The sequence below is a fragment of the Nocardia sp. NPDC051981 genome, assembly GCF_040680715.1.
In the GTDB taxonomy this organism is placed as follows: Bacteria; Actinomycetota; Actinomycetes; order Mycobacteriales; family Mycobacteriaceae; genus Nocardia.
Genome location: NZ_JBFAXK010000001.1, coordinates 98,405 through 111,152 on the forward strand (window position 1 = coordinate 98,405; position 12,748 = coordinate 111,152).

At 71.2% G+C, this 12,748-nt stretch carries 8 protein-coding genes; 6 read left to right on the top strand and 2 right to left on the bottom strand.

Annotation, left to right across the window (positions count from 1 at the left end):
- Window positions 1–169: 169 nt before the first annotated feature.
- Window positions 170–1,159, top strand: a complete 990-nt coding sequence (locus AB0L60_RS00500) for a hypothetical protein (RefSeq protein ID WP_364605284.1) — start codon at window positions 170–172, stop codon at window positions 1,157–1,159.
- 108 nt (window positions 1,160–1,267) lie between these two features.
- Here the strand turns inward: AB0L60_RS00500 and AB0L60_RS00505 are convergent, their stop codons facing one another.
- Window positions 1,268–4,624: an error-prone DNA polymerase gene (locus AB0L60_RS00505; RefSeq protein ID WP_364605286.1), complete on the bottom strand. Its 3,357-nt coding sequence runs from the start codon at window positions 4,622–4,624 to the stop codon at window positions 1,268–1,270.
- A gap of 181 nt (window positions 4,625–4,805) precedes the next feature.
- On the opposite strand from AB0L60_RS00505, the gene AB0L60_RS00510 reads away from it, so the two are divergent.
- The 4 genes from AB0L60_RS00510 (at window position 4,806) to AB0L60_RS00525 (ending at window position 10,042) form a co-directional block, all read left to right on the top strand.
- Window positions 4,806–5,837, top strand: coding sequence for an SDR family NAD(P)-dependent oxidoreductase (locus tag AB0L60_RS00510; protein WP_364605288.1), 1,032 nt, complete (start codon window positions 4,806–4,808; stop codon window positions 5,835–5,837).
- A 186-nt stretch (window positions 5,838–6,023) separates the two neighbouring features.
- Window positions 6,024–7,289, top strand: coding sequence for a hypothetical protein (locus tag AB0L60_RS00515; protein WP_364605290.1), 1,266 nt, complete (start codon window positions 6,024–6,026; stop codon window positions 7,287–7,289).
- 184 nt (window positions 7,290–7,473) lie between these two features.
- On the top strand, window positions 7,474–8,226 hold the full coding sequence (locus AB0L60_RS00520; RefSeq protein ID WP_364605292.1) for a hypothetical protein: 753 nt from the start codon (window positions 7,474–7,476) through the stop codon (window positions 8,224–8,226).
- Window positions 8,227–8,404: 178 nt separating this feature from the next.
- A complete protein-coding gene (locus tag AB0L60_RS00525) occupies window positions 8,405–10,042 on the top strand; it encodes a DNA polymerase Y family protein (RefSeq protein WP_364605294.1) in 1,638 nt (545 codons plus the stop codon).
- Between the two features lie 103 nt (window positions 10,043–10,145).
- Here AB0L60_RS00525 and AB0L60_RS00530 read toward each other — a convergent pair whose 3' ends face one another.
- Entirely contained in the window at window positions 10,146–11,723 is a 1,578-nt protein-coding gene (locus AB0L60_RS00530) for a glycosyltransferase family 39 protein (RefSeq protein ID WP_364605296.1), read from the bottom strand.
- A 286-nt stretch (window positions 11,724–12,009) separates the two neighbouring features.
- On the opposite strand from AB0L60_RS00530, the gene AB0L60_RS00535 reads away from it, so the two are divergent.
- The gene (locus AB0L60_RS00535) at window positions 12,010–12,732 is read left to right on the top strand and encodes an alpha/beta hydrolase (protein ID WP_364606687.1); all 723 of its coding nucleotides are present in this window, start codon (window positions 12,010–12,012) and stop codon (window positions 12,730–12,732) included.
- Window positions 12,733–12,748 lie beyond the last annotated feature (16 nt).

Consider the following 12,748-nt stretch of genomic DNA (forward strand, 5'->3'; position numbering starts at 1 on the left):
GCCGCACTCCCTTCCCGCGCCCGACCCCATTGTCGCGGACGGGGTCCGGGTTGACGGGTGGGGCCTGCGATACAGCGCACAGGCTCGAGGCCAGCGATCGAGGCGGGGACGTCGTAGTGTCGCAGGCGATGCCGCGCGGCAGGAAGGTCGCCCGGGAAGGAAAGTTCAGATGGTCAAGCGTTTGCTGTTGCTGCTGTCGGCGGTGGCGGGGGTGATCCTGCTGGCGACGGGTACGGCCGCGGCCGGGCCGGTCACCGTTCACGACGATTCCAAGGTGCTCGATGTCACCAAGGTGACGAATGCCGCGCTGCAACTGACGGATCCGGTGCAGATCTTCACCACCGAGAAGTACTCCGACGATCGGGCCAAGTTCGACATGGAGACCCAGACCCACGCCAAGAATCCGACCGACGTGGTGCTGGCCATCAATACCAAGACCAGGTGGCTGACCATCCGCACCGGCGCGAATTCCCATATCCGCGACACCACGCCCGCGGGGACCGCCTTCGGAAACGCGCTCGGCAACGGCGATTACACGGGTGCGACCATCGCGGCACTGGGCGCCTTGAAGACGGCCGCCGATCAGGCCGCGCCCACCAGCGTCAAGGCCGGCAACCCGGCCCCCGCGCACCAGCCCGCCGCCAGGCCCGAGAGCAAGAGCAGCGGCTGGGGCTGGCTGGGCCTGCTGTGCCCGATCCTGGTCATCGGCGGCATCATCGCGGCGGTCGTCGCGTTCGTCCGCCGTCGCCGCGGCACCCCGGCGCCCCCGCCCGCCCCGTTCGGCGGCGGTGGTTTCGGCGGCGGCTACGCCCCGGGCGGCCCGGGCTACGGCACCCCGCCCCCGCCGCCCTACGGCGGTGGCCGTCCCGGCATGAGCCCCGGCGCTGCGGCCGGTCTCGGCGCGGTCGGCGGCGCTCTGGGCGGCGGCCTGCTCGGTTACGAACTCGGCCGGATGGAAGGCGAACACGAGCGCGACCGCGGCCCGGAATACGGCCCGCCCCCGGAGTCCGGCGGCTACGGCGGTTACGACCCCGGCCCCCAGGAGTGGGGCGGAGGCGGCGGCGACTACGACTTCGGCGGCGGCAGCGATTTCGGCGGCGGCGACTTCGGCGGCGGCGACTTCGGCGGCGGCGGCGATTCCGGCGGCGGCGACTTCTGAGCTGTTCGCCGATCGAGGCGAAAACTCTTGGCGCGCCCTGTATCTCACCCGAAGCGCGGGCCGCGCCGTTCGATGCGACAACCGAAATATGGTGCCGGTGGCCGCCATTCAGCGGAAGTCGCGGGAACGGCCCTCGATGCGCAGGTCCATGCGCTGCAGATGGTCGGCGACGATGGTGACCGCACCCTCGGCGTTCTGCACCCGCCCGCGGATGAGCAGGGCGGGCGCGGTGGTGGCCAGGCGGCGGTAGCGGGCCCACAGGCCGACCGAGCAGACCACGTTCACCATGCCGGTCTCGTCCTCCAGATTGAGGAAGGTGACTCCGCCCGCGGTGGCCGGACGCTGCCGGTGGGTGACCGCGCCGCCGACGAGAACCCGGGTGCCGTCGCGAATGTCGAGCAGCTGCGCGGCGGGGATGACGCCGAGCGCGTCGAGGCGCTCGCGCAGGAATTCGGTCGGATAGCTGCCGGGCGAGACGCCGGTGGCCCACACGTCGGCGGCGGCCAGTTCCAGCGCGCTCATCCCGGGCAGGGCGGGTGCGGCGGTGGCCGCCCCGGTGCCGGGCAGCCGGTCGGGCCGTTCCCCGGCGGCCGCGCCCGCCGCCCACAGCGCCTCGCGGCGGGTGCCGCCGAGACTGGTCAGCGCGCCCGCGGTGGCCAGCGCTTCGGCCTGCGGCACGCTCAGCTCCACGCGCCCAGTGAGGTCGAGAAACGTGGTGTAGGGCCCGATTTCGCGGGCGGCCACGATCTGTTCGGCCAGCTCGGTGCCGATGTGCCGGACCGCGGCCAGCCCCAGCCGGATCTCCAGGCCCCGCGCCTCCAGGGTCGCCTCGGCCAGGCTGTGGTTGATGTCGGGCCCGTGCACCACCACCCCGTGCCGTCGCGCGTCGGCGACCAGCGACTGCGGCGAGTAGAACCCCATCGGCTGGGCGCGCAGCAGTCCCGCGCAGAAGGCGGCCGGATGATGCAGCTTGAACCACGCCGAGTAGAACACCAGTGAGGCGAAACTCTGCGAATGGCTTTCCGGGAAACCGAAATTCGCGAAGGCGTACACCTTCTCGTAGATGCGGTCGGCCACCTCGCCGGTGATGCCGTGCAGGTCCTTCATGCCCTGATAGAAGCGGGCCCGCAGCCGTTCCATCTTCTCCGGTGACCGCTTGGATCCCATGGCGCGGCGCAGCTGATCGGCCTCGGCGGCGGTGAATCCGGCGACGTCCACGGCCATCTGCATGAGCTGCTCCTGGAACAGCGGGACGCCGAGGGTGCGTTCCAGCGCGTTCTCCAGTGCCGGATGGTCGTAATCGGGCTTCTCCCTGCCATTGCGGCGACGGATGTAGGGGTGCACCGACCCGCCCTGGATCGGTCCCGGCCGGATGAGCGCCACCTCCACCACCAGGTCGTAGAAGTTCCGCGGCTTCAGGCGCGGCAGGGTCGCCATCTGCGCGCGGGACTCCACCTGGAAGACGCCGATGGAGTCGGCGCGGCACAGCATGTCGTAGACGGCTTCCTCGCCCAGGTCCAGCCGATGCAGTTCGACGGTGTGCCCCTTGTGCTCGGCCACCAGGTCGATCATGTAGTGCAGCGCCGACAGCATGCCCAGCCCGAGCAGGTCGAACTTGACCAGTCCCGCCGACGCGCAGTCGTCCTTGTCCCACTGCAGCACACTGCGATCGGCCATGCGCGCCCATTCGGTCGGGCACACGTCGGCGATGGGCCGGTCGCAGATCACCATGCCGCCGGAGTGGATGCCCAAATGCCTTGGCAGCCCCTCCAATTCACCGGCCAGCGCGAGGACGTCGCCGGGGATGTCGGTGTGCTGCTCTTCCGCCACGCCCGTCCAGCGGCTCACCTGTTTGCTCCAGGCGTCCTGCTGTCCGGTCGAAAAGCCCAGGGCGCGTGCGGCATCCCGCACCGCGGAGCGCCCGCGATAGGTGATCACATTGGCCACCTGCGCCGCGTATTCGCGCCCGTACTTGGCGTAGACGTGCTGGATGGCCTCCTCGCGCCGATCCGATTCGATGTCCACGTCGATGTCGGGCGGCCCGTCCCGCTCCGGCGACAGGAACCGTTCGAACAGCAGCTCGTTGGCGACCGGGTCCACATTGGTGATGCCGATGGCATAGCAGACCGCCGAATTGGCCGCGGAACCCCGGCCCTGGCAGAGGATGTCGTTGTCGCGGCAGAAGCTGACGATGTCGTGCACGACCAGGAAGTAGCCCGGGAAGTTCAGGGTGGCGATCACGTCCAGTTCGTGTTCCAGCTGCCGGTAGGCGTCCGGGCTCCCGGCCCGGGGCCCGTAGCGGCGGGCCGCGCCGCGGAGGGTGAGCTCGCGCAGCCACGAGTTCTCGTCGTGGCCGTCCGGCACGTCGAAGGGCGGCAGTTGAGGCGCGATCAGCCGCAGGTCGAACGCGCAGTCCCGGCCCAGCGCAACGGCATTCGCCACCGCCTCGGGGCAGGCGGCGAACAGTCGCGCCATCTCGTCGCCGGAGCGCAGGTGCGCGCCGCCGGTGGGGGGCAGCCAGCCGGCCATGTCGTCGAGGCTGGAGCGGGCCCGGATGGCAGCCAGCGCCATGGCTCGGCGCCGGTGCGGCGGGGCCGCGAAATGTGCTCCGGTGGTGGCGAGTACGGGGAGCCCGACCCGGTCGGCGAGGGCGATGAGCCGGGCATTGCGCTCATCGTCCTCGGGGATGCCGTGGTGGGTGAGCTCCACGCTCACGTGCTCGCGCCCGAACCGTTCGATCAGATCGCGCAGCGCCGCCTCGGCCGCCGGGTCGCCCTGCCGAAGCGCCTGTCGCACAGTCCCTTTGCGGCAGCCGGTGAGAATGTGCCAGTGCCCGCCCGCCGCGGCGGTGAGCCGTTCCAGGTCGTAGCGCAGGATGCCCTTCTCCCCCGCCGCCATGTGCGCGGCGGCCATCTCCCGCGACAGCCGCCGGTACCCCTCCTGCCCGCGCGCCAGCACCAGCAGGTGCGGTCCGGCCGGGTCGGGTGTGCCGGTGCGCGGCTCGGAATTCAGTGCGTCCGACTCGGATTCGCGGCCGCGCCGCCGCCCGCGGGGCGCCAGGTGCGCACCGGCGCGGGCCGCGGTGCCGATGGACAGCTCGGCGCCGAAGATGGTCGGCATCCGCCATTCCCGCGCCGCCTCCGCGAACCGCACCACGCCGTAGAACCCGTCGTGGTCGGTCAGCGCGAGGGCCTCCAGGCCCAGTCGCACGGCTTCCTCCACGAGTTCTTCGGGCTGGCTGGCGCCGTCGAGGAAGCTGTAGGCCGAGTGCGTGTGCAGCTCGGCGTACGGCACCGCTGATCGCGCGACCCGGCCGAGTTCCCCGGCCTCGTACTTCTCCCGCTTCCGCGACCAGGCCGGGCTGTCGCCGCCGTCGCCGTCGACCGGCTTGCGCGCGGGGTCGGGCCGCCCGGACAGCACCCGTTCCATCTCCGCCCACGAAGGCGGGCCGTTGTGCCAGCCCATGACGCACCTCCTCCGCAATCCGACCGGTCTCGAGTATCGAACATACATTCGAAACCGATTGGTCTCTACAGCGGCACGCACCAAATCCCCGGAGGCCGGTTCGGGGGTGGGCAACCGCACCGTGGCGAGGTAACTTACTTTGGAGTAAGTTCGAGGCAATTCCACCTGCAAGGGAGCAGAAATGATGGCATCGCGAAGCGATTCGGTCAGGGATGGCGGCGGGGCGGGCGGGCCCGATAGCTCGGCCGACAACGGCACCGGTTACCTGGCCCGGCGGCGCGCCCGCCGCGATCTGGCCGGCAAGCACGTCGTCATCACCGGCGCGTCCTCCGGTATCGGCCGGTCGGCCGCGCTCGCCGTCGCCGAGAAGGGAGCGGTCGTCATCCTGCTGGCCCGCCGCGCCGACGAGCTGTCCACCGTGGTGGACGAGATCACCGCCGCGGGCGGCGCCGCGTTCGGCTACCCGTGCGATGTCACCGATCAGGACTCGGTCGACCGGACCCTGCAGGCCGTGCTCGACACCCACGGGCACGTCGACATGCTGGTCAACAATGCCGGCCGCTCCATCCGCCGCGCCGTGCACCGCTCCACCGACCGCATGCACGACTTCGAGCGCACCATGGCCGTCAACTACTTCGGCGCGGTGCGCATGACCCTGGGCCTGCTGCCCGGCATGCGGGAGCGCCACGACGGCCACATCGTGAACATCTCCAGCGCCGGCGTCCAGGTCGCCACCCCGCGCTTCGCCGCCTACCTGGCCAGCAAGGCCGCCCTGGACAAGTTCGCCGAGGTGACCGCGGCCGAAATGCGTTCCAGCAATATCACTTTCACCACCATCCACATGCCGCTGGTCCGCACCCCCATGATCACCCCGAGCGGCGACCAGGGCACCGGCACCCAGTCCCCGGAGTGGGCGGCGGCGCTCATCGTGCGGGCCCTCACCGAGCGCCCCCGCCGCATCGACGTGCCGCTCGGCACCCTGGCCGAGTACGGCTCCATGTTCGCGCCCGGCATCAAGGAGCGGGTCCTGCACCGCTACTACCGCGCCATCCCCGACTCCCCCGCCGCCAAGGGCGAGGCGGTGCCCGAACCGGAGACGGCCGACGTGGACATCGTTGTCCCGCAACGCCGCCGCACCGTCCCGCCCGCGGTCCGCGTCACCGGAACCGCCCTGCGCCGCGCGGCCCGGCTGGTCCCGGGCACCTACTGGTGACCACCCGCCGACCTGGGAACCGCCCTGCTCATGGCCGCACCCGGTGAGTGTCACGCGGGAAAAGCGTTGCCCACCTGATGTTGTCGGCCTCGAGCAACCGCGACACCCAGCGCTCCACCCTGCGGTACGCCGAAGCCTGTGCGCCCCAAGGGTTGCCGACCGGATCGAAGCTGGCAGGATCGCGGCATGACCGAGGTCTGGCAGCCGGATTCCCTGTTCTCGCGACCCGAGCTCTGGGCCGCGAGCTTTCTCGACGAGTACGCCTCCGATGTGCCCGGCGGGGACCGCGCCGACCGCGAGGAGGAGTACGACGACTTCGAGGCGGAGTACGACCTCGGCGACGGGTACGTATTCCGGGTCGCATCCGGCTTCTACGGTTCCTCACTGAGCCTGCGCCATCCCGGCGCCACCGACCCGGTCGAGCTGGGCTGGGACGATCTCGCGCACTGGCATCCGCACGCCCTGCGCTGGTCCGAGGTCGACCTGATCTGCCGTGCCACCGCACTGGCCGACCCCGACGCGTCCTACCCCGGCCCGTACCTGGCCCTGCTCGGCCGTTTCGCCCCACTGTGCACCGACGCCGACGCCGCGATCGCCGTCCCGCTGCTGCGTGAGGCCTTCGCCGCCCTGCCGGGCCTGGATCCCTATCAGCGGCGCGCGTATGCCGCGCACGGCGATATCCGGGCATTCGGCGTGGATTGGCTGCAGGACGACGAAACCGGTTGGTGGTACCTCGATTACGTCGAGCAGCCGGACAATCCCTATCGCGATGATCCGGACTACCCCGCCGGCGACCTGTACTCGATGCGCGACCCGGACGATCCCGAATTCCCCTTCGCCGCACTGGCAACCGCTGTCGACCGGGCACGCGCCCGCTGCGCGGCCGTCCGCGACCAGCCCTGGTCCAGTCACCCCGAGGTCGAGGCGGCCGCCCGGAGCTTCGCCGCCGATCCGACAGCGGCGCACCGGACAGCCCTGACCACCGCGCTGCACACCGCGGGTTGCACCGACCGGTCCGTCCTGTCGGCGCTGTCCCCCGGCGCGGGTGAACTCCGCGCCCTGGTCATGACCGAGCTCCTCCTCGGCGTCGACCCTCACACCCTGCCGCGAACCCGCTCCGGCCACGCAGCCCCACCGCCCCGCCGCTACCACGCCCACGCCTACCTGCCCGTTTCCTCCTCCGAAGCCCCTCGAAACGGCCCGGCATCACAGCTGAAGCCTCTTCTCAACGCCGCCCTCCGAGCCGCCGGACTGGGAACCACCAAGCACGGACCCGCCCGCGTGGGCCGCAGGGACGGCAGCTGGGTCGACGACCTCCCCCTGACAGTGATCGACGATTGGCGCGCGGCGATCGAAGTAATACGCGATGTCCTGCTCACGGCCGAAGCTCCGGCAGGCAGCAGCATCGAAATAACCCGCCACGGCGAAACCGTGGTGGTCTCCCTCGACTGACTCCCCGCCCCGAATCACCGAGCGTGGCACTCGGTGCTCGATCACACGCCTCTTGACGCGTCCTGGGATTCGAGTTCTACTGTGCATTGATCGAACAAACTTTCGATTATGTTAGGTAGCTGGCTCGGTGCTGGCTTGCGTTGCCGAGGGTTGGGTCCCGTCGACTGGGAGAGGTGGTCACTGGATGGGTGCGGCTGCGGAGGCCAGACGGGCGCAGTTGGCCGAGTTGCGGCGGCGGATGGCCGCCGTGCCCGCGCGCGGGGCCGAGGTGGCGGCCCATGTGCCCGTGTCCGAAGAGCCGCGGCGGGAGTCCTTGCCGGTGCCGGGGGCGCTCGAAAACCTTTTACCCGATGGCGGATTGGCCAAGGGGTCGGTGGTCGTCTACAACGGCGCGGGGTCGCTGATCTCGGGGCTGCTGGCCGCGGTGACGGGCTCCGGGGGGCATGCCGCGGTGGTCGGGCTGCCGCGGCTGGGGTTACTGGCCGCCGCGGAGATGGGGGCCCGGCTCGACCGGCTGGCGGTGGTCTCCGATCCCGGACCGGACCCGCTCGAAGTTGCCTCCGTATTGCTGGACGGCCTGGATCTGGTGGTGCTCGGGCTGAACGGTCTCGCCGTCCCCATGTCCCGCGCCCGCATCCTCGCCGCCCGCGCCCGCAGCAAGAACTCCACCCTGATGGTGACCAACGGCTCCTGGTCCGGTTCCGCCCTGCACATCGATACCCGGGTCTCCGGATACAGCGGCCTGGGCCGCGGCTGCGGCCGCCTGCGCACCGTCCGCCTCGACGTCTCCGTCCGCGGCCGCTCCGCCCAGCCCCGCTCCGGCCACCTGGCCCTCAGCCCCGCCGACGGTCGCGTCGAATGGGTCGCCGCCCCCGGCCCCGCCCGGCCCGCCGCCGCTCCCGAACCGCTGCGCCCGGCGCGTCATGCCGCGTCCTGACCGATCGCCGACCGCCGCCCCGACCGCCGCCGGCCAGGCGATAGCGCCTGCGGCGCAGCGGATTTCCCGCGCCTTCCGGGTGCCCCCGCGTGTGGGCGGGCGTCATGTCGCGGGCTGACCGCCGCGATTGTCGTCCGGCCGCCGACCGATGCGGTAGCGCCGCGAGAGCAGGCCGGTCGTGAAGGCGCGGCGGGTGCTCGTGGTGTGGTGCCCGGATTGGCCCGCGGTGGCGGCGGCCGCCGAGGCGGGCGCGAAGGCCACTCGCGCGGTGGCGGTGTTCGCGGCCAATCGGGTGGTGGCCTGTACGGCGGTGGCACGGACGGAGGGGATCCGCCGGGGCCTGCGGAAGCGGGAGGCTCAGGGCCGCTGCCCGGATCTGCTGGTGGCACAGGACGATCCGGATCGCGACGCCCGTCTGTTCGAACCCGTGGTAGCGGCCGTGGACGCGACCGTGCCGGGCGTGGAGGTGCTGCGCCCGGGCATGCTGGCGCTCTCGGCGCGCGGCGCGGCGCGGTTCTTCGGCTCCGAGGAGGCCGCCGCCGAGCGCCTGGTGGACGCCGTGGCGGCGGTCGGCGTGGAATGCCAGATCGGCATTGCCGACGAGCTGTCCACCGCGGTCTTCGCCGCCCGCCACGCCACCCTGGTCCCGTCCGGCCGGGGCGCGGAATTCCTTGCGCCCATGCCGGTTTCGGAGCTGGCGGTGGAACCGGTGCTGGCCGCGCCGCAGCGCGTCGAACTGGTGGATCTGCTGCACCGGCTGGGCCTGCGCCGCATCGGCGACTTCGCGGCCCTCACCCCCGCCGAGGTGGCGTCGCGGTTCGGCGCGGATGCGATCATCGCGCACCGCTGCGCCCGCGCGGTCCCGGAGCGCCCGCCCGCCGCCCGCCTGCCCGCCGCCGACCTGACCGTGGAGCACCGCTGCGATCCCCCGATCGAACGCGTCGACATGGCCGCCTTCGCGGGCCGCCTGCTCGCCACCGAGCTGCACACCAAGCTCTCCGCCGCCGCCGTGGCCTGCACCCGCCTGGTCATCCACGCCGAAACCGAAGCGGGCGAGGAGTTCTCCCGCATCTGGCGCTGCGCCGAACCGCTCACCCCGGACAGCACCGCCGACCGCATCCGCTGGCAGCTCGACGGCTGGCTCACCCGCCGTGCCCTCGATCGCGGCCGGACCCGCGCCGTGGCTCCCGATTCGCCGGAGGCACACGATGACCGGGATGCCGGCCCGAACGCGGCCGTCACCCTCCTGCGCCTGGAACCCGTCGAGGTGGTGTCGGCCGGCGCCCTGCAGCTCGGCCTGTGGGGTGGGGTCGGCGAGGACGAGGAGCGGGCGCGCCGCGCGCTGATCCGGGTGCAGAGTCTGCTGGGCGGTGACGCCGTGCGCATGGGTGTGCTCAGCGGCGGACGCGGCCCGGGGGAGCGCATCACCATGGTCACCCTCGGTGACGAGCCGGTGCCCGCGACCGATCCGGCCCAGCCCTGGCCCGGCCGGCTTCCCGAGCCCGCTCCGGCGCTGGTGCTCACCCATCATCCGGAGGTGCGCCTGGAGGCTGCCGACGGTTCCCCGATCTGGGTCACCGAGCGCGGCCTGTTCACCGCCGATCCCGCCCACCTGCACTGGGGCAGCAGCTCCTGGCGGCTGACCGGCTGGGCCGGACCCTGGCCGGTCGACGATCGGTGGTGGACACACCGTTTCGAGCACGGCTTCGCCGCCCGCGCCCAGGTGCAGCTGGACGCCGAGGACGCCACCCGCCTGCGCGCGCTGCTCCTGCTCGGCTACAACAGCGCCTGGCATGTGGAGGGGCTCTACGAGTAGGCGCCGCTCAAATGCCCTGCGGCGGTGCCGCTCAAATGCCCTGCGGCGGTGCCGCTCAAATGCCCTGCGGCGGTGCCGCTCAAATGCCCTGCGGCGGTGCCGCTCAAATGCCCAGCGGCAGGCGCAGATCCATCATGGTGGGCCAGAGTTCGGTCCAGGGATGCACGGGTTCGCGGCAGACCGAGATGGCGATATCGGTGTTCACGCCGGGGAATCCGTTCGGAATGTTCAGGTGCGCACGGACCGTCACCTCGCCGAACTGCCGCCGCAGGGTGGGTTCGGCGCTGTCGAGACCGACGTAGAGGATGGCATCGGTGTCCGACGGCGGCGGGCCGAAGTAGCCGAAGCCGCGGTTGGGGCTGTAGACGGGCGGCAGGTCGTAGTCTCGCCCGAAGTTCTGGATCGCGGCCGCCTGCCAATAGTTCTGGGCGATGATCGCTTTCGGGCGTTCCGACTCCGGGAGCTGCCGGTAGGCGTCGGCGACCTTCGCGGTCAGATCGGACCATCCCGAGGAGCCGAAAATGCTGGTCCGCATGGCGAAGTCGGCCTGGTTCCGGATGGCGCCGTGCACGCGGGAGGGCGGCTGCGGCAGGGTGGCCACGAGTGCGGTGATGATGGCCAGCGACAGCACCACGATCGGCGGTGCGACGACCCGCAGCAATCGGCCGCCGCGGTCGTTCACCGAGTAGGGCAGCGAGGCCGCGCCGATGCCGAACAGCACGGGCAGGAATCCCGCTGTGTAGTAAGGCCGTCCGTGCCCGACGAGGACGACGAGCACCAGCAGCGCCGAGGCGACGAGCATGAAGAGATAGGGCCGCAGCCAGCATTGCCGGGCCAGGCACCAGAAGGCCCAGCCGGCGAGCAGCCCGCCCAGCAAACCGGTCAGTCCGATCATCTGCGGCATGCACGCGAGCGGCCCGCCGCCGGCCGCGTCCTGTTCGGCGCCGATCACCTTGCTCATGGCCAGCGCCGGCCAGCCGTGCGTGTGCTGCCACCATAGGCCGGGCACCGCGGAGACCGCGAAGATCGCCGCGCCCTGCCACAGCGCGGGCCGCCACAGCAGCTGCCGCGGTCCCGCGACGAGCACGCCCGCGCCCAGGCACAGCAGGATCGTGGGGATGAACCATTTGACCTGCAGATCGATGGCGGCGACGAGGCCGAGCGCGACGAGCAGGCGGTCGTCGCGAGTGCGAATCCAGCGGATCAGCAACCAGATGACGGCGGCCTGCAGGGTGGCGTCGAAGGAGAAGGTGCTCAGCTGGACGGCCTGGGTCGCGGCGAGTGGCGAGACCCCGTAGGCGGCGGCCGCGAGCAATTGCGCGGTGCGCAAGCCGCCCAGTTCGTAGGCGACCGCGGCGCTGATCACGACCGCGGCCGCGGTCATCAGGACCGCCGGTAATCGCAACACGGGCGCCGAGCCGGGCGCCACGGCGTCGGCCAGGTGGGCCATCAGCGGTATGAGCACGCCCTGGTCGGCGTAGGTGATGCTGCGGTGCGCGCCCGCGGCGACGAAATACAGCTCGTCGCCGAAGAAGTCGTAGCGCAGTGTGGGGATGGCGAGAAAGGCCCCGCTGAGTGCGGCTAGCAGAAGGACCCACGCCGTAGCGAAGGTGGGCCGCGGCGGGCTCGGTTCCTGGAGATCCTGGAGATCGACCGCGGGGGCGGCAGCATTGAGAACCATATTTCCCCGGCAGAAAAGCTATTGGTGAATCAGGCAATGACGCTACCGTCACGGTTGACCGATTATCGACAATGTGAAAGTGATCTATTTCACATGACGCGACAAGCGGATATCGCGCCAGGATGTGCATGGGTTTCGCCATCATTCGCCATCGGAATGAATAGGCAACCGAATCGGTAATTCGATATGGCGCTGCCCACAAACCGGGGCGCCACCCGGACCCCGATCCGTACTCTGGACCATCGTGGAGTCAGCGGTCACCCGGGTCGAGTTCGAAGACGTCCGGATCGCCTACCGGGATTCCGGCGCGACGGGCGGGCATCTCTCCAGCGACACACCCGTGGTGCTGGTGCACGGCATGGGCGGGGACGGGCACACCTGGGATCGATTCGCCGCCCAGCTGGTGCGGCGCGGACGCCGGGTGATCATTCCCGACCTGCGCGGGCACGGACGCAGCGGCCACACCGCCTCCTACCGATTCCCGGAATTCGGGGCCGACCTGCTGCGACTGTGCGATCGGCTCGGACTGGAAACGGCGGATCTGGTCGGCCACTCGCTCGGCGGATACGCCATCTCGTGGCTGGCGATGGAGCGCCCGGAACTGGTGCGGCGCTTGGTGATCGAGGAACAGCCGCTGCCGCTGCGCTCCGGCGACGAGGAGATGCGGTTCACACGCAGGCTGCCGTCGATCCCGGAACTGTGCCACGCCACCACCAGCATCATCCGCCATCCGCGCGCGGTGCTGGCCTTCGATCGCTCCATGACCGGGGTGGCGCTCGAGCAGTTCCGCAAGCCGTATCCGGAGTGGTGGGAGGGGCTGTCCGACATCACCGCGCCCACGCTGTTCCTGCGCGGCGGGCCCGGCGGCATGGTGGACCCGGACAAGCTCGAGCAGGTGCGCGCGAGCCTGCCCGATTGCACGGTTCGCACCTTCGGATGCGGTCACAGCATCCACCGCGACCGCTACCACGAGTTCGAGGCCGAAGTGCTCCCCTTTCTGGGGCACTGAGCTGCCGGAATCTACA